Source organism: Pradoshia sp. Z3_51, assembly GCF_058215915.1.
On the sequence record NZ_JBZAJC010000002.1, the window covers coordinates 566,152 to 582,382 of the forward strand.

Annotated in this window: 18 protein-coding genes; 13 read left to right on the forward strand and 5 right to left on the reverse strand. The window is 36.6% G+C overall.

All coding sequences use genetic code 11. The features are described from left to right. Window positions 1-23: 23 nt before the first annotated feature. A complete protein-coding gene (gene pepT / locus AC4BHA_RS06360) occupies window positions 24-1,256 on the reverse strand; it encodes a peptidase T (RefSeq protein ID WP_066099978.1) in 1,233 nt (410 codons plus the stop codon). Window positions 1,257-1,420: 164 nt separating this feature from the next. Here pepT and AC4BHA_RS06365 point away from each other — a divergent pair, with 164 nt between their 5' ends. After that, window positions 1,421-2,344, forward strand: a complete 924-nt coding sequence (locus tag AC4BHA_RS06365; RefSeq protein ID WP_066099977.1) for an aromatic acid exporter family protein — start codon at window positions 1,421-1,423, stop codon at window positions 2,342-2,344. Window positions 2,345-2,406: 62 nt separating this feature from the next. Here the strand turns inward: AC4BHA_RS06365 and AC4BHA_RS06370 are convergent, their stop codons facing one another. Further along, a complete protein-coding gene (locus tag AC4BHA_RS06370) occupies window positions 2,407-2,823 on the reverse strand; it encodes a hypothetical protein (RefSeq protein WP_066099976.1) in 417 nt (138 codons plus the stop codon). A gap of 358 nt (window positions 2,824-3,181) precedes the next feature. Here AC4BHA_RS06370 and AC4BHA_RS06375 point away from each other — a divergent pair, with 358 nt between their 5' ends. Beyond that, a complete protein-coding gene (locus AC4BHA_RS06375; protein ID WP_490551769.1) occupies window positions 3,182-4,669 on the forward strand; it encodes an aldehyde dehydrogenase family protein in 1,488 nt (495 codons plus the stop codon). Between the two features lie 145 nt (window positions 4,670-4,814). Here AC4BHA_RS06375 and yidC read toward each other — a convergent pair whose 3' ends face one another. Together yidC and AC4BHA_RS06385 are read right to left on the reverse strand one after the other, a co-directional pair. Beyond that, window positions 4,815-5,597, reverse strand: coding sequence for a membrane protein insertase YidC (yidC, locus tag AC4BHA_RS06380; protein WP_308810529.1), 783 nt, complete (start codon window positions 5,595-5,597; stop codon window positions 4,815-4,817). Between the two features lie 26 nt (window positions 5,598-5,623). Beyond that, window positions 5,624-5,911 (reverse strand): hypothetical protein, encoded by a 288-nt coding sequence (locus AC4BHA_RS06385; RefSeq protein WP_066099970.1) that lies wholly within the window; start codon window positions 5,909-5,911, stop codon window positions 5,624-5,626. 349 nt (window positions 5,912-6,260) lie between these two features. On the opposite strand from AC4BHA_RS06385, the gene AC4BHA_RS06390 reads away from it, so the two are divergent. After that, window positions 6,261-6,533, forward strand: a complete 273-nt coding sequence (locus AC4BHA_RS06390) for a DNA-binding protein (protein WP_490551768.1) — start codon at window positions 6,261-6,263, stop codon at window positions 6,531-6,533. A 144-nt stretch (window positions 6,534-6,677) separates the two neighbouring features. Here AC4BHA_RS06390 and AC4BHA_RS06395 read toward each other — a convergent pair whose 3' ends face one another. After that, the gene (locus AC4BHA_RS06395) at window positions 6,678-7,094 is read right to left on the reverse strand and encodes an organic hydroperoxide resistance protein (RefSeq protein ID WP_140461321.1); all 417 of its coding nucleotides are present in this window, start codon (window positions 7,092-7,094) and stop codon (window positions 6,678-6,680) included. Window positions 7,095-7,276: 182 nt separating this feature from the next. Here AC4BHA_RS06395 and AC4BHA_RS06400 point away from each other — a divergent pair, with 182 nt between their 5' ends. The 10 genes from AC4BHA_RS06400 to AC4BHA_RS06445 all read left to right on the forward strand — a co-directional run bounded on the left by AC4BHA_RS06400 (window position 7,277) and on the right by AC4BHA_RS06445 (window position 15,907). After that, the gene (locus tag AC4BHA_RS06400; protein ID WP_066099964.1) at window positions 7,277-7,903 is read left to right on the forward strand and encodes an NUDIX hydrolase; all 627 of its coding nucleotides are present in this window, start codon (window positions 7,277-7,279) and stop codon (window positions 7,901-7,903) included. Between the two features lie 58 nt (window positions 7,904-7,961). Beyond that, window positions 7,962-8,270 carry a GNAT family N-acetyltransferase gene (locus AC4BHA_RS06405; protein ID WP_306821531.1) on the forward strand — a complete coding sequence of 103 codons (309 nt, stop codon included), beginning with the start codon at window positions 7,962-7,964 and terminating at the stop codon, window positions 8,268-8,270. A 128-nt stretch (window positions 8,271-8,398) separates the two neighbouring features. Next, window positions 8,399-9,022, forward strand: a complete 624-nt coding sequence (locus AC4BHA_RS06410) for a pyridoxamine 5'-phosphate oxidase family protein (RefSeq protein WP_490558312.1) — start codon at window positions 8,399-8,401, stop codon at window positions 9,020-9,022. Window positions 9,023-9,443: 421 nt separating this feature from the next. Further along, entirely contained in the window at window positions 9,444-10,364 is a 921-nt protein-coding gene (locus AC4BHA_RS06415) for an ABC transporter ATP-binding protein (protein WP_066099958.1), read from the forward strand. After that, entirely contained in the window at window positions 10,357-11,211 is an 855-nt protein-coding gene (locus AC4BHA_RS06420) for an ABC transporter permease (RefSeq protein WP_066099955.1), read from the forward strand. The genes AC4BHA_RS06415 and AC4BHA_RS06420 overlap by 8 nt, the downstream gene beginning before the upstream one ends. Window positions 11,212-11,572: 361 nt before the next feature. Continuing rightward, entirely contained in the window at window positions 11,573-12,964 is a 1,392-nt protein-coding gene (locus AC4BHA_RS06425; RefSeq protein ID WP_139891162.1) for an FAD-binding oxidoreductase, read from the forward strand. A 99-nt stretch (window positions 12,965-13,063) separates the two neighbouring features. Beyond that, window positions 13,064-13,624: a thioredoxin family protein gene (locus AC4BHA_RS06430; protein WP_066099951.1), complete on the forward strand. Its 561-nt coding sequence runs from the start codon at window positions 13,064-13,066 to the stop codon at window positions 13,622-13,624. Between the two features lie 454 nt (window positions 13,625-14,078). Then, a complete protein-coding gene (locus AC4BHA_RS06435; RefSeq protein WP_490558313.1) occupies window positions 14,079-14,528 on the forward strand; it encodes a nucleoside/nucleotide kinase family protein in 450 nt (149 codons plus the stop codon). Window positions 14,529-14,547: 19 nt separating this feature from the next. Beyond that, the gene (locus AC4BHA_RS06440; protein WP_140461325.1) at window positions 14,548-14,847 is read left to right on the forward strand and encodes a DUF2087 domain-containing protein; all 300 of its coding nucleotides are present in this window, start codon (window positions 14,548-14,550) and stop codon (window positions 14,845-14,847) included. A gap of 415 nt (window positions 14,848-15,262) precedes the next feature. Beyond that, window positions 15,263-15,907 carry a hypothetical protein gene (locus AC4BHA_RS06445; RefSeq protein ID WP_140461326.1) on the forward strand — a complete coding sequence of 215 codons (645 nt, stop codon included), beginning with the start codon at window positions 15,263-15,265 and terminating at the stop codon, window positions 15,905-15,907. Window positions 15,908-16,231 lie beyond the last annotated feature (324 nt).

The following is a 16,231-nucleotide window of genomic DNA, read 5'->3' on the forward strand; positions in this document are numbered from 1 at the left end:
CACTCTTTTTCATATAAGAGAAATTATGCCCGTTTCTCAAATAATTGTACAAGTTCTATGATGACTTCGGTGGCTTTTTCCATACTTTCAACAGCTACATATTCATATTTACCGTGGAAATTTTCTCCTCCGGCAAAGATGTTAGGAGTAGGCAGGCCCATATAGGATAGTTGGGAACCATCTGTACCGCCGCGAATTGGTTTAACAATTGGTTTAATGCCCAAGTTTTCCATGGCTTGATGGGCGACATCGACTATTTCCTTTACAGGTTCAATTTTTTCTCCCATATTATAATATTGATCATTCATATCTAATATAATATTTTCTTCGCCGTATTTAGCCTTGTATTTTGCAACAAGGTCTTTCATCGTCGCTTTTTTGGCTTCAAATTTTTCACGGTCATGATCGCGGATAATATAAGCGGCATGAGTACGTTCTACATCACCGTTTAACGATAGGAGATGATAGAAGCCTTCGTAGCCTTCTGTATATTCGGGTGATTCTTCTTTTGGAAGCTCATCATTGAAATTCATGGCAATCTTTAAGGAGTTGACCATTTTATTTTTAGCGGATCCTGGGTGGACATTGGTTCCTTTAAAAGTCAATTTTGCCCCTGCAGCATTAAAGCTTTCAAATTCAAGTTCACCAATGGGACCGCCATCCAGTGTGTAAGCAAAGTCAGCATTAAAACGCTCCACATCAAACTTATGAGGGCCTCTGCCAATTTCTTCATCCGGTGTAAAAGCGACACGAAGTTTGCCGTGCTTAATTTCCGGATGTTTAATTAGGTAATCCATTGCCGTTACGATTTCAGCGATGCCTGCTTTATCATCAGCACCAAGCAGAGTAGTGCCGTCAGTGGTAATAAGTGTTTTACCTATATACTCTTTTAGCTCAGGAAAGTCTTTCGGTGATAGGATGACATTAAGATTTTTATTAAGCGTAATATCACCGCCATCATAATTCTCTACGATTTGTGGTTTTACATTCTTACCGGTAAAATCAGTAGCCGTATCGACATGAGCAAGGAAGCCGATTGTTGGTACTTCTTTTTCTGTATTCGCGGGAAGGGTGGCAAATAAATAGCCATTTTCATCAAGTGTTACTTCTTCCATTCCTATTGTCTGCAATTCATCTTTTAGAAGATTTAAGAGGTCAAATTGCTTCTCTGTAGAAGGGCATGTTTGACTGTTTTCATCGGATTGGGTATCAATTTTTACATATGTAAGAAAGCGTTCAACTAATTTTTTATTCATCAGATTCATCTCCTTCTGTATTCCTATTATAACGAAAGTTTTATTGATCAACAAAAAGTTATTCGAATTTTCTTTAGGTTAATATTTCCGTACAGAGGTAATTTTATTTATTTCGGGTATTCTTATATAATGGGGATGGAAAGAAAGAAGGGATCGATACAACCATGTTTACAATTGGAAGCCGCACAGTTAAGACAGCGATTGGCGCGATGATTGCCTTGGTTATTGCTCAAGTTTTGTCGCTGGAAAATACAGCAACCGCTGCAGTTATCACCTTATTAAGTGTTCAGAGTACACAGCGCAGAAGTATACAGATTGCATGGCAGCGGTTTGCAGCTTGTATACTTGGGATTTTATTGGCTGTATTGATATTTGAAGGATGTGCTTATACAGCTGTTGCAGTAGGTTTATTATTATTTATTTATATACCGGTCATGGCTAAGCTGGGGCTTCAGGACGGTATTGTACCTGGTTTTGTTATTGTCATGCAATTATACATATCGCAAAATATTACGTATGAGCTTATTTTAAACCAAATCTGCATCGTATCGATTGGAATTCTGGTCGCTCTTTTGTTCAACTTATATATGCCAAGTGTTGAAGGTGAGATTAAGAAGATTATAAAGGAGCTAGAAGGAAATTTTAAAGTGATCTTCTTGCAATTCGGTCAGTTTATTCGGAAAAAAGAACGTGTTTGGAATGATGAATACATTATTAAAACAAAGAAGCTAATCGAAGTGGGTATGGAATTAGCCAAGAGAAGTGAGGAAAATTCCTTTTTTAAAAGAGACTCCTATTATTTGCAATACTTCACTAAAGTGCATCAGCAATTCCAAATCGTTGAGCGAATGGCTCCTTTAATCATTCATCTGCCTACAACATTTGAGCAGAATGAAATGGTAGCTGACTTCGTAGATGATTTGGGTGCAAATATAGAAGACCGGAATCGTCTACTGTTAAAATTACAGAATCTAAGAGGTAAGTTTGAGAATATGGATTTACCAAAAACAAGGGAGGAGTTTGAAACTCGTGCTGCCCTGTTAATCTTGATCAATAAAATTGAGCAATTTATCGAAATCCAATCGTAGTAAAGAGAACGTGCTGTTTTCAAAACAGTTCGTTTTTTTTGTGTGGAAGAAAGGTATGGCGTCTATAATATTGCTGCTTCTGGCCGTAAACTTTCACAGTATTCATGCAACAATTTCCATCCATCTTCATATCTTTTAAATCTCTGTACAAACAGTTTAACAACCTCTTTCTTTTCACCATCCATTTCAAATGTTACCCAAAATAAAACAATGACCTCATCCTCAGACGCTGGAGTAGTATGTAAAATAGTAAAATTCCATTTTGGGTTATGTCCGCAATATTGTTCAAAAGCTTCTGCCCATCCTAGGCAAGCCTCCTTATATCCCCAATCTGAAACGACACCATCCGCATTTGCCCAACGAACAGATAAATTCAGAGAAAGCTTGGAAATCATCAATTCAGTATTACAGCTATTCCATATAGATTGAAATTCAAGAAAGAAGGACTTAAAATCCTCAATAAGTACTGACTGATTCAAATTGGAACCTCCTCGTTAAAGTAAAGATGGAGCCTCTTTAATACTATTCTATACAATGGATATATTTCCCTTTTATCAATAAGAGAAACTATTTTGTATGAGAGCATTTTATCATTCATTTTGAAAGCATGTGTTTAAAAATGCAAAAAGCGCGTCTATGTTGCTAAAAGAACACAAAAGTACAATATAGATCAAGCTTTGCTCTTTTTCAACAAATATATGGTGTATTGAATTAATTCATGTCAAAAAGGAGCGAACGATTCATTTGCTCTTCAGATGGTAATTAATTGAAAATGGAAAATAGATGGAATATACTGAAAGCGTTCACAAAATGATGGATATAAATGGAGGGAATTAAATGACCACTACTATAAGCTCTAATATTAGTCCCAAATTAGCAGAGTTTCTAAAAGGTACAAAACAGTTATATATGAATGGTGAATTCGTAGACTCAGTATCTGGTAAAACATTTGAAACAATGAATCCTGCTACTGGTGAAGTTTTGGCTGTGATTTCAGAAGCGCAATCTGAAGATATTGATATAGCTGTCAAAGCTGCACGTAAAGCATTTGATCAAGGACCATGGAGAACAATGAATGCTGCAGAACGCAGTCGTTTAATATACAAATTGGCAGATTTAATGGAAGAAAACAAGCTGGAGTTGGCTCAATTGGAAACATTGGATAACGGGAAGCCTTTCCGTGAAACATCTAATGCAGATATTCCATTAGCCATTGAACACTTCCGCTATTTTGCAGGTTGGTCGACTAAAATCATGGGACAAACCATCCCAGTAGCCGGTAATTTTTTTAATTATACAAAACATGAACCAGTTGGAGTGGTTGGGCAGATTATCCCGTGGAATTTCCCATTATTAATGGCTGCCTGGAAACTCGGAGCGGCACTTGCTACCGGGTGTACAATCGTATTAAAACCAGCAGAAAACACACCTCTTTCTGCATTATACCTGGCACAACTAATTAGTGAAGCTGGATTCCCGGATGGAGTCGTCAATATTGTCCCAGGATATGGTCCGTCAGCAGGACAACCATTGGTCGATCATCCAATGATCGATAAGATTGCCTTTACGGGTTCGACTAAGGTGGGTAAACAAATTATGAAATCAGCTGCTGATACGCTGAAACGCGTAACATTGGAACTTGGAGGAAAATCGCCGAATATCATTCTTCCGGATGCAGATTTATCAAAGGCTGTTCCGGGTGCATTAATGGGTATCATGTTCAATCAGGGGCAAGTTTGCTGTGCAGGCAGCCGTTTATATGTCCAAAAGAAAATGTATGATAATGTCGTTTCTGATTTAATAACGTGTGCCAAGGATATTAAACAGGGTAATGGGTTAGAAGAAGATACAACGATGGGCCCGCTTATTTCCGCCCAGCAGCAGTCCAGGGTAAAAGGATATATTGACCAAGGTGTTGAAGAAGGAGCCGAAGTGTTAATTGGAGGGGATATTCCATTTGATAAAGGCTATTTTGTATCACCGACCGTGTTTGCAGATGTAAACCATAGCATGACAATAGCAAAAGAAGAAATATTTGGACCTGTTGTAGCGGCCATGCCATTTGATGATATTGATGATCTTATACAAAAAGCCAATGACAGCAACTACGGGTTAGCGGCAGGTGTTTGGACACAGGACTTGAAAAAGGCTCATCAAATCGCACATAAGTTACAAGCGGGTACGGTATGGGTAAATACCTATAATACATTTGATGCGGCTTCTCCTTTTGGAGGGTACAAACAATCCGGTATTGGTCGTGAAATGGGAAGCTATGCACTCGATAACTACACAGAAGTGAAGAGTGTATGGATTAATATGGACTAAGATCTTTAAGAAAGCAGTGTGGTTATGGACGGTAATCACACTGTTTTTCCTTATTTGGTTAATCAGTTAAATAAGAGCATAAATAAGCCCCATAAAAGTCAGAGCTATGTCTGTCTTTTATGGGGTGATTTTATTTATTAAGAGCTTAGCTTTTCTTTAAAGATGGCTCAGTTTGAATTTTTGGAAGGTCTTTTGGTTCTTCCTGTTTAAAGATACTTTGTAAAACGAATGTCTGGATGATCAAGAAGATTCCGCTTGTTATCCAATAGAGCGGAAGAGCAGCCGGAGCCGAAAAAGAAATGAACATAATCATCATAGGTGACAAGAGTCCCATTAATTTCATTTGATTCTGCTGTTCAGGCTGCATTTGGCTTGAGCTGACTTTGAATTGGAGATAGTAAATCAATCCGGCAATTAACGCCATGATCATGTTCGCCTCGCCAAGACTAAACCAAAGGAAGTCATGGGTTGCAATTGTATGTGAGTCCCTAATGGCATAATAGAATCCCATTAATATCGGCATTTGAATCAGCATTGGTAAGCATCCGATATTGAGAGGATTTACGCCATGCTTCTGATAAAGCTGCATCATTTCCTGTTGAATTTCTGCTTTCTTCGCTGCATCAGTTGTTTGTTTTAATTTTTCTTGTATAGCTTCCATCTCAGGCTTTAAAACTTCCATTTTCCGTTTCATATCAGCTTGAGTTTTATACTGTTTAACAGTCAACGGCATGAGCAATAATTTAATCAGCAACGTAGCCAAAATAATGGCGAGCCCATAATTCCCCTGAAATAGATCTGCATTAAATTCCAGTAAGGATAATAAGGGAGAGACAATAAAGTGTTGGAAAAAACCGTCTCCGTTAGAATTGGCTGAACATCCACTCAACAACATTCCTGCGAATAAAACACCTATTAATTTTTTCAATCCATTTCCTCCGATCATGTATTTGTTTATACGATGGGATGGAAATGGCTGCTTTCTTTATCTCCGGGGTTTACCTTAATACGAAATAAAGTGAAAAAGCGTTGAATATGGCGTTTATCTATAATTGGCTGTTTCTTATTGCTTTTTAAAATCGGTTGATTCGTTCCTTCTTCATAGTGGTTACTGAAAAGGACTTTATTTTGCTTATGCACTATGAATAAGGCGGCTAACGGAAAGACAACCGAGAATAAAAAGGCAATTATTAATGTCTGCTGTATGACATCATAATCGTATTCAATTAATAATCCTATCATGGCTGGCAACTCTCCGTTTAAGATTTTCAAATTATGAAGTGATTTGTTATGGATACTATACCATTAAATGAATGCCAGGGATAGAAGAAGTTCTCTTATTAAGTGAGAAGAGACGAATAAGAAGGGAATAAAGTTTTAGCTGAGAGGTGAACAGTTTTTTTTGATTGATATTTACTTATATAAACAAAGGTGTTAGCTACCTTAATCATTATGCTGCAAGATCAAAATAAAGTTTAATAAAAGGATTTAACAATATTTTAATCGAATAAATATAGATGTATATAAAAGAGTCAGAATTCGAAGGGAAATTTCTTTATGTTTACTAGAATTAAAGAAGGGGGAGATAGATTTGGAAATAGATATATCAGGTGCAGGAATAAATTTTGGGCTATTTTGTATTGGGGTTGGATTAGCTTTATTGGGGCATTACATAGGTAAAGGACTCATAAATTTTCGTCAGTCTAAAAATGTAATTGATTACAATGTGTTTTTAAAAGAGAGTGACCTAGCCTATATTTTTAAATTAAATAGGAATGAAATAAAGGCTTTATTGACTGAACATCAGGATGTCCCTAAGCTGGTATTAAACGGAACTACCTATTATCCTAAAACAATTAATTGAATGGATTTCATCCAAGAATTTTAGCAGTTAAACGGACGGTTTAAGTAAAAACAGAACAAACGGCTGGTTTCCCAGTCGTTTGTTCTGTTATTTATAAGCGAATAGACTCTATCCTATAAAAATACTTATATAGAAAGTAAGTAATCACACCGTAATAATGGTTACCTCAATATTTCCTCGCGTTGCTTTAGAATAAGGGCAAACCTGGTGGGCCATATCAGCATATTTTTTAACTTCTTCTTTATCCAAACCAGGGATAGAGACATCTAAGCGGACAGCCAGTTTAAAACCGCCATCTTCTTCATCTTTACCAATCGTTACATTAGACGTGACCGTTGTATCTACTTTTTTTCGATCCTTACGTAATACGAGGTTTAATGCACTGTCATAACAGGCAGCATATCCTGCTGCAAACAGTAATTCTGGGTTTGCAGCTTGTTCTCCGCTACCTCCCAATGCTTTTGGTTGCCTCACATCTAAATCTATAATCCCGTCTTCAGATTTTACATGTCCTTCACGACCGCCTGTGGATGTGACGGTTGCTGTATATAATGGTTCCATCAAACCAACTCCTTAATTAATGATATATAGCACTTTTCCCTATTTTGGTTTTATTAAACAGATTGTCAAAAGAATAGGTATTAATCATTATGAAAATATCTCCTTTTTTATCTAGACTACATAGAAAAGCTAGGCATATAATAATGGTGAAAGTAAATATATGGGAAGTAGTGTGTATATGTATGGAAACAGAAATGCTAACTATTTTTGATGAATCAGGTTCCGCGATTGGGGTAGCCACACGCGATGAAGTCCATAATAAAGGATATTGGCATCAAACCTTTCAATGTTATGTGGTTGGAAAAGAAAATCATGAAGAATATATGTATCTTCAACTTAGAAGTCATTTAAAAAAAGATTTTGCTAATGTTTACGATATAACTGCAGCGGGACATATTCTTTCAAACGAAACGGTAGCTGATGGTGTAAGAGAAGTTAATGAGGAACTTGGATTAAATGTTACCTATGATCAACTAAACAGCCTTGGTATGTTTCCTAATGTAATAGAAACAGAGACAATCAAAGACCATGAATTAAGTCATGTTTTTCTTTATGAAATGACAGAACCTATGGAGACTTTTATCCTGCAGCCGGAAGAAGTATCTGGAATGGCAAAAGCTCGATTATACGATTTTATTTCTTTTTACAATGGAGATTCAGATCATTTGGAGATTGAAGGCTATAAGCAGGATTCTAGCGGAGGTAAAACCTGGTTTAAGGAGACAATAAGTAAGGACCGGTTTGTACCGCATTCTAAGCAGTATTTTGTTAGCGTGGCAGAAGCTATTTGCTCTAACCGGAAAGCTTAAATCGAGGAAGTGCTTAGAAAAGATAAACGATCGGTAGCATAGTCAACTGAATCTCGGAATGGACATAGAAATCAAAGTAAATTATAACTCAATATATGCCGAGTCTATGCAGCAAGTCTATCAATCTGTGGGCTGGAATAAGCATACAATTGAAATGATTAATCAAGTATTCACAGTAAGCACGCATGTGGCCATTGCTTTTAAAGAAGATAGACTAATTGGTTTTGGAAGAGCGCTATCAGATGGTGTATTTAATGGTGCGATTTATGATCTCGTAGTCCATACAGACGAACAGGGTAATGGAGTAGCTAAGGAAATTATTAACTCTCTATTAACACAATTGAATCCGTATCTTGTATCCACTTAATTTCGACAGTCGGAAACGAGGAATTTTATAAAAAATGCGGATTTTACCCATTGAAAACAGGTATGGCCCGCTATTTGAATCAGGAGTTGGCTGAAACCTATTTGGTTAAATAAAAAAGGGGGAATACAATGTTTGAACAGATTATAACGGAGGCAAATGAACTGCGTGCTCTGATAGGAGAACCAAGTAAACTAGTAAAAAATAAAGTGATTAAACGATTGGATGATCATTGTGTTCATTTCATAAGCAAATCTCCGTTTGTGTTTATTGGTACAACGGATGGAAACGGGAATTTAGATGTTTCACCTAGGGGAGACCAAGCTGGATTTGTTCGAATATTGTATGAAAATTATTTGATAATTCCAGAACGGAGAGGCAATAAAAGAATGGACACCCTATACAATCTTCTAATGAACCCTGGAGTAGGCTTGTTGTTTATTATTCCAGGCTTGGGTGAAACCCTCCGTGTAAATGGAAAAGGGTACGTAGTAAAAGATCCAGACTTGCTTGAGTGTTTAGGTGTTAATGGAAAGACACCAAACATCGGTATTGGGGTTAAGGTAGAGGAATGCTTTATTCATTGTGCAAAAGCATTTATTAGATCAGAATTATGGAACCCGACAACGTGGCCAGATAAAAATTCTCTTCCTCAAGCTTCAAAGATACTTGCAGCGCATGCCAGCAAATTGAAAACAAGAGCTGAAGACATTGAAATTCAATTAAAGGAGGGTTACACAACCAGATTATATTAAGCAATTTTTTTGTTGCTCTCTGATAGTAATCTTATTCTTTCGCCACAGTAAAAATAAGACTGTTTTCGTAAGGATGTGGCTGTTCTTGTTATTTAAAGAAATCACGCGTTAATTCATGTACCTTTTTACATATTTATAGAGTGGTTTTACATCATTAATCGGTTTATTTTTTAATACATTAAGAAAATTGAGGAGCATCATATTGTCGTGTAAATATCTCGAAGTTCTCCCTCAATCTGTAAATCCAGTCTATATATGTTTTAATCAGGATAGAATGTTCATTTCATCGCATATATTTCATCGCCAAATTGCTTCTATCCGAGCTATAATGTAATTAAATATTACGAATTTACCCCATTTTTAAAACTCTCCAGCGAAAAAACATTCTAATCTGCCTATTTATATGAATTGAGGTGTTTATATGGAAAAAATCATTGAGGTACGCCGCCTCTCCAAAACCTATGGTGACATTACTGCGGTGAATGATATTGATTTTTATGTAGAGCAAGGAAAGCTGTTTGCCTTCCTCGGTCCTAATGGCGCGGGCAAAAGCACGACAATTGATATGTTATGCACGCTCTTGAAGCCAGATAAAGGAGAAATCATCATCAATGGCTTTCAGATTGCTAAAAATGATTCAAAAATCCGTGAATCAATCGGGGTAGTCTTCCAGGAAAGTCTGCTCGACCCTCTCCTGACTGTACGGGAAAATCTCCTAACAAGAGCCAAATTCTATCAGATTCCAAAATCGGAGCTCAAATCCAGAGTGGAACAAGCAGCGATTGCAGCTGATGTCATGGACTTTATTGATCGCCCATACGGAAAATTATCAGGAGGACAAAGGCGCCGCGCTGATATAGCAAGAGCTCTTGTGAACACACCGAAGGTTCTTTTCCTGGATGAGCCGACTACCGGTCTTGACCCCCAAACAAGAAGAAGTGTTTGGGAGACGATTACGAACCTGCAAAGAGATCAGGGACTGACTGTATTCTTGACGACACATTATATGGAGGAAGCCGCCTCTGCCGACTATATCATGATTATTGATGATGGAGAGATTGTGGCAAAGGGAACTCCTTATGAACTGCGAAATACATATAGCTCAGATATGCTGAAAATTGAACCGATTGACTATGCTGCTCTCGATGAGCTTTTTCAAGCCAATGGAATCAGTTACAAAAACGAGCATCAACTGATGATCATTAAAATAGCGAATACAAAAGAGGCCCTCTCGATTCTAAAATTGGCAGAGCCCTTGATTGCAAATTTTGAAGTGATGCATGGGACAATGGATGACGTGTTCATCGAAATCACAGGAAAGGAAATACGTGCTGATGTTTAATTTAGCAAAGCGTAATCTAAAACTATTTTTTCGGGATAAAAGTGCGGTCTTCTTCTCCTTATTGGCCGTCTTCATTATCATTGGCTTATATGTCCTCTTTCTTGGAGATACCATTGCAGGGGACATGACCGAAATTAAGGAAGCTCGATACTTAATGGACAGTTGGATTATGGGCGGTCTTCTTGCCGTTACCTCTGTCACGACGACAATGGGCGCTTTTGGCACAATGGTAGAGGATCGGGCAAATGGCAATGCAAAAGATTTCTATGCTTCGCCATTAAAAAGGTATCAAATCGCTGGTGGTTATGTAATCAGTTCATTTATGGTCGGCCTCATCATGTGTATGGTCACTTTTGTCTTAGCGGAGATATATATTGTCGCAAACGGTGGGGAGCTTTTGCCACTCATAGGTATGTTAAAAATCATTGTGTTGATGTTCCTATCGGTTCTAGCCTCAAGCGCAATGGTGTTTTTCTTAGTTAGCTTCTTTTCAAGTGTTAATGCATTTGCAACTGGCAGTACGATTATCGGGACATTAATCGGGTTTCTTACCGGCATTTACATACCAATTGGCAATCTTCCTGATGCTGTACAAATGATTGTGAAGATCTTTCCGGTCACCCATGCAGGCGTCTTATTTCGTCAGGTATTTATGGAAGAGCCCTTAAAAATATCATTCGACGGTGCACCAAGTGCTGCAGTCGATGGTTTTAAAGAAGAACTGGGTGTTGTGCTGACATATGGTGACTTTACTGCCCAAGGCAGCACGCATATTCTTGTCCTGGTAGGAGTCACCATTTTATTTTTCGCTCTTGCCGTATGGAATGTATCACGAAAGAAATCTTAGCAGGGGACATAGTTTCCTGCTATTTTCATGCACTAATATAGTTATCTTTTTCCTGAATCAATTTCATGTTAATCCAGCTAAATTGCCCTTCACCGCATCCTCAACCAGTATTTTTTAATAATGACTCTTATTCGATTATTATATCGAAGCTGTATGATCCTTTCTTATTCCCTAAAGCTTTAATTAGAATCAATATTAGGGAATGTGAATTGCAAATATTTTCCTAATATTTGATATAATGGTAGAGGTTGGAGAGAATTGAAAGTAAGAGGAATTACTATAAAGGTATATTTTTATAATTCAAACAGCAAAAATACCATTAACAAATACCGCGGAAAAATGATAATAAGGGGCGAATAAATTGATCAAAACCACTGAAGAATTGTTAATTGCTCTGCGAAGTGTTATTCAAGAAAGCCGAGTAACGACCAATCATACTATTTTAGAACAACACAGCATAGATGAATCGTATCATCGTGCTAGTCTGCCTGATATAGTAGTGTTTCCGACAAACACAGAAGAAGTGAGGGAGATAATTACTATAGCGGATCAATATAAAGTGCCGATTGTGCCATTTGGAAGGGGAACAAGCTTGGAAGGGCATGTTATTCCTTATGACCATGGAATCATGATTGACTTTTCTCTTATGGATAAAATAGTAGAGGTTAGGGAGAAGGACTTTCTTGTGAAAGTTCAACCAGGGGTGACGCGTTCTCAGTTGAATAAAGAGCTGAAAAAATACGGATTGTTTTTCTCCGTAGATCCGGGAGCAGATGCAACACTTGGTGGGATGGCAGCTACAAATGCCAGTGGAACAACATCTGTTAAATATGGAATTATGCGTGACCAAGTTCGGGATTTAGAGGTTGTTCTCGCAGATGGCACAGTGATTCATACAGGAAATTTAGCAGAAAAATCTTCTTCTGGCTATCATTTAAATGGTGTATTTGTTGGTTCGGAAGGGACACTTGGATGTTTTACTGAATTGACATTAAGAGTGTACGGTATTCCTGAAAATATTATGGCAGCGCGAGCATCCTTTAAAACAGTTAGTGATGCTGTTGAAGCAGTCTTGAATATTTTACAAGCGGGAATTCCAATTGCAAGAGTTGAGCTCGTAGATGAACCTTCTATGAAACAAGTAAACCTTCATAATAAGACGGCCTATCTGGAACAGCCAACCTTATTTTTAGAATTTGAGGGGAATGAGGCGGGCTTAAAGCAAGATGTTGAATTTATGAAAGAGATTGTGGAGGCTCACAATTGTGAACGTATTGAATTCGAGACCGATAATGCTGCTCGAAATCAGCTATGGGAAGCTCGCCATAATCTAGCTTACTCCTATATTCATGGACACCCAGGAAAAAAACTCATGATAACCGATGTTTGTTTGCCCCTTTCCGAGTTAGCAGGTGCTATTGCTCATGCAAGAGAAACACTTGATTTGTTAATGCTTACAGGCGGTGTTGTTGGGCACGTCGGTGATGGCAATTTTCATGTTCTGTTAATGATTGATATGAATGATTTTGATGAACTGAAAAGAGCTGATCAATATAATGAAATGATTGTCATGTATGCACTTGAACGAGGAGGAACTTGTACAGGAGAACATGGTGTCGGCATTGGGAAACAGAAATACCAAGAGAAAGAACACGGAGAAGCACTGCTGGTGATGGAAAAGATTAAACGGGTACTAGATCCAGATAATCTTCTAAACCCAAATAAAATTTTTAAAATAAAGAAAGAGAAATAAATAGATTGGTAGAATTTGTTTTAACCTTGATAGCTCTCTTAAGATAGAGACATGTATTGGTGGATGAGTTTTTATAATGATAACAGGAGGGTTTTAGGGGTGGAATTACAACAATGGTTTGAAAAAGGTTTAACAACGGAACAGTATATCGATGGTATGAAAACAAATAAAGAAAATCTCCTAAAGGTATATGAATCGTTCCATCTATCAGGGGAGAGTAAAGAGGCGCTTTTAACTATACCGCCCACTGGGATTAAGGTTATTGTGTTGACAGAAGATTGGTGCGGGGATGCAATGGTAAATATCCCGATTTTACTGCGTATTGCAGAGGCAACAAATATCGACGTTCGTTTTATCCTGCGTGACAGCAATTTAGAGTTAATGGATCAGTATTTAACCAATGGAACGGCTCGATCGATCCCGATTTTTATTTTCATAGATGAGGATGGAAATGAATTAACCGTCTGGGGACCACGCGCTGCTAAAATTCAACAAAGCTTTGAGGAATTGAAATCACAGTTACCAAGCGCAGATGCCCCTGATTTTAAAGAAAAACAACTTGAGATGTTCAAAGAATTTGTAAATAAATTTACGGTGGATTATGATACTTGGCATGTTATTGCAGATAGCATTATTAGTAAGTTAAAAGAAATTAAGTAGCGAGTGATTCATCTAAAAGTATTAGAAGAGGATATATCACCGAGAAAAGCTTAGGCGACATACAAGGACGGGCTTCAATGATTCAATAGAATGGAATCCAGCCGTAAAATTTTGACAATCATTTAACTTCAGGCTTCGGTAATTAGGAACTTAAAATCTAGATAATTGAATGTGTAGAGAAAATATTTTTGGAAAGGACAGAAGGAGCAGGCTTCCCAACAAGAAGAAACCTGCTTTTATATATGGGCCATTAAAAAATGTGAAAGGATTGCAAAGTCAATAAAAGACGGTGGAACTGCAAAGTTAGTCAAGTACTCAAAGGAATAGAATGCTGGTTATATGAAAGGATTTTTGAATTGGAGAAATATAAAAAAGAAAGTGTCCGTTTGTTATTTCAATTGCTGCTGTTTCAGGTGGAGGAAAAACGACCATCACCTCTTACCTGAAAAATAATTTGCAAAATATTGGAACTCTATCCTTTGATGATTATGATTTTAATGGTCCCAATGACATGATTAATTGGATTGATAATAGAGGTAATCCAGATGATTGGGATTTATCACCGCTTCTTACAGATATAAAAAAGTTAGTTAATGAACCGCTGGATTACATAATAGTAGATTTTCCATTCGCTAATTTACATAGTCAAATGAAGGAAATTATTGATTTTGCAGTATTTATTGATACTCCACTGGATATTGCCATGGCACGAAGATTAACTCGAGATTTTAGAAATGGTGCCGTTGAGGAGATTTTGATGGATTTAAATTACTACATTGGTTGGGGAAGAAGGGGATATCTTCATATGTTGAATACGATCAAACCGATTTCTGACCTCATTGTAGATGGAACATTACCTGAATATGAGACTGTAAATATTATTACTAAAAAAATAGAAACATAGTTGATTTTAGGGGGTAAACATGGTGAATATACGCTATGTAACAACAGAAGAGGAAAAGCAAAAGGTCTTGTCAGCCTATTTTAAAGAAGGTTTGAGTGGTCAATTAGATACTTTTCCGAGTAAGGAGAAAAGAAAGCTGATCATTTTACAAAATATAAGTGAACGTTTTGAACTGGGGAGAGTATATTCAGAAATAGAAATTAACGAAGTATTGAAAACAATTTACGGTGATTTTGCAACAATTAGAAGAGAGCTTATCGTGTATGGATTTATGAATCGCAGCAAGGATTGTTCGGAATATTGGATAAAAGAAGATTAAATGGATAAAATTTATATTGAGCAAGCCAAGCAAAAATGTTAGGGGATAATAGGATATTTAAATTATGTTGAATGATGGACTATTTAGTCTCACCCTTTGGAGACCGGTATTCTATCAAACTATAGCGAAAGTCCACGGCTGTCAAATTGACGGTCTTCTTTTATGCTGTTAAAGAGCAGTTTAGTTGAAAACAAATAGTGGATTGATAAACTGAAATAAGTGTATATTTATACTATGAGTGTAATAATGAAACTAATTTGATTAGTAGGTTTTGTAATTATAATACAAGTATACTGCATGAAATAAAAGTTTATTTACATAATATGATTATTATACGGCAATCATTTCTTTTGACCGACGAAAAAGGGTATCGGATAACTAATTATATAAATTATACAACTAAGGGTGAGGTAGCATGAAAAACTTATTAAAAAAGATAACCCGATTTTTCAAAACAGATAAAGAGTTATTTATTGAAGAATTGAACGATTACCGCCAAATATTAGATGATGCTATAAAAATTTTAGAGGAGAACATTCAAATTTTAAAGTTAGCATTAGCAAAGCATATAGAAATCGGTCATTACTTGGATATGAAACAATCGAACAAGCTTATTCGAATTGAAAGTATAAATAAGTTAGTCACACAGTATGTGGATCATAAGAAAGATACAGCTGCCAGGGAAATGATTCGAGAAAAAGTTAAGGAACAGCAGAAATTACAATGTCTGAATGAAATAATAGATATGCATAATCAAAGAATCCAAGAATATCAATATAGGCTAAATAAAGCCCTTTGTGTTTTAGATAATGATAAAAGCAATCGAGAAGCTTTTATTATCAAACAGAAAATAGCATTACAGGAATTGGTGATTTCTGAAAAGTTAGACAGAGGGAACTGCAAGAAGCATATTGAACGGATTAAAAGGGAAATTATCGATAAAGAGTCCTATAAAGAACTTAATCCAAAAGAGGATACAGTAAATGAAGTGTTAATAGATAGCGAGATTGAGAAGGAACTTTCCATCTTTAAATTGAATTACTCTTCAAGTAATGTGTAAATCCTTTAAAATCAAAAGCTTATGTTGAGCTTTTATGAGGTTAGTTTTGGTCGGGCTAATCAAATAAAGGTTTATGATGCCATTAACGTATGAATATTAAGATTGAAGACAGGGAGATTATTTCTCTGTCTTTTTTACTTTTTCATTTAGGACTTCGCTTTCTTGCTGTTAAGAATGATCATTGCCATACTATCTTGTTCGATATTATCTTGGTTTAGTTTATCAACAGAAGAATTGAATTGAAGTAAGGATAATTACAACGATAACGAATGGAGTAAATTATAAATGGTGATAATTTAAATATTTTAATAATTCAAACACTTA